The organism is Frankia sp. Mgl5 (assembly GCF_023242985.1).
GTDB classification, from domain to species: Bacteria; Actinomycetota; Actinomycetes; order Frankiales; family Frankiaceae; genus Parafrankia; species Parafrankia soli.
This window is the reverse complement of the sequence record NZ_JALKFY010000763.1, coordinates 1-1,507: the sequence shown is the minus strand read 5'-3', so window position 1 is coordinate 1,507 and position 1,507 is coordinate 1. Positions and strand designations below refer to the sequence as shown.

The following is a 1,507-nucleotide window of genomic DNA, read 5'->3' as shown; positions in this document are numbered from 1 at the left end:
GTCAGGGTGTGGGTGCCCCTGGATGGTTCACGAACCACAGGTTCTCCTCGACGAGCCGTTCGCTTTTCCATCCCTGCGGGGTGCGCACCATGTCGTGGTGGTAGTAGCCGCCGCAGTAGCTCAGCTCGGTCATCCCCGGCAGGAGCATCGGGTTGTAGAACATGGCCCGGACCTTCGCCCTGTCGCCGTCGAGGTCGATGTCCACGTTGCTGATGAAGTGCTGCGTCCACGGCACCTTGCCCAGTCCCGCCTCGAGCCAGGCGGCGACCTCGTCACGCGAGCCGACGGCCGACGTCACCGAGCTGTAGTCGAGGAACGCGTCGGGGGTGAACAGCGTCCGGAAAAGATCCCAGTCCCTCGAGTCGCAGCTTCGGGCGTACCGGGTGAGCACCTCGTTGATCTCGATCTTGTCGGATAACGTCTGCAGGTCCATCAGATTTCCTCTCTGCCGGCTTTCACTGGCGAACTGTTCACGAGACGTGCAGCGACACCCGCACCGCGTCGCGGCCGGGGACACGGCGGTCCAGCAGCGCGAAGGCGTCTTCGAAGCGATCGAGCGGGAAGGTCTCGCCGGCCAGCGCGGCGGTCGGCACCTGGCCGTCGTTGATGAGCGCGACCGCGCGGGCCGCGTCGAGTCCGGCTCCGGGACCGATGGTGATCCCCCGGAACAGGAGCGAGTTGCTGTCCAGGCCGTTCACCGGCTCGTCCTTCAGCCCGGCGATGACGATGTGGCCGCCCCTGCCGACGAGTTCCATCGCGGTGTTGACCGTCACCGAGCTCCCGGACGCCGCGTCGATCACGACGTCGGCCATGCGACCGTCGGTGATGTCGGCAAGGCGTTGCGCGGCGTTCTCCGTCTGGACGTCGATCACGTGGTCAGCGCCCACCTGCAGGGCGCAGTCGAGCCGGGACCGGTCCTGTGAGAGGCCGGTGACCACGATCGTGCCAGCGCCCGCGGCGCGGGCCGCGACGACGGTGGCCAGGCCCATGTGGCCGGGTCCCTCGATGACGACGGTGTGACCGTTCTTGACCGGGTGGACCCACGTGACCGCGCAGGACAACGCTTCGAAGATCGTGAGCTCCGCCGCGGGAAGGTCCTCCCGGAGGCGGTAGACCGCGGATCCCGGCAGGATCTCCATGTAGTCGGCGTAACCGCCGTAGAGACCGGAGCCCTCCTTCACCGAGAAGTCGATCCCGTAGGCGCGGGTGCCGCCTTCGGGGGTGATGACGATCGTGCGGACGGCGACCCGGTCTCCTTCCGCGACGCCCCATTCCTCGGCTGCCCGCGCGTCGATCTTCTCGATCCGTCCGACGACCTCATGGCCTGGAACCACGGGGAACGCCCCGCCTCTCGGGGTGCGACCGATGCCGTGGAACTGGTCGACGTCGCCGTGACACAAGCCCGTCGCCTCCACCCGCAGCACCGCACCACCCGGCTGGGGATCGGGCACCGGCAGGTCGCGCTCCTCCCAGGTCTGGTCACCGTTGAAAACAATCGCACGACCCA

The 1,507-nt window shown here is 67.9% G+C and carries 2 protein-coding genes; both read right to left on the bottom strand.

Translation table 11 applies throughout. From position 1 onward, the window contains the following. Nucleotide 1: 1 nt before the first annotated feature. Complete coding sequence (locus MXD62_RS27480) at nucleotides 2-433, bottom strand: nuclear transport factor 2 family protein (RefSeq protein ID WP_248832296.1); 432 nt, start codon at nucleotides 431-433, stop codon at nucleotides 2-4. A gap of 37 nt (nucleotides 434-470) precedes the next feature. Further along, on the bottom strand, nucleotides 471-1,507 hold a 1,037-nt coding region (locus tag MXD62_RS27475), incomplete at its 5' end, for a zinc-binding dehydrogenase (protein WP_248832295.1).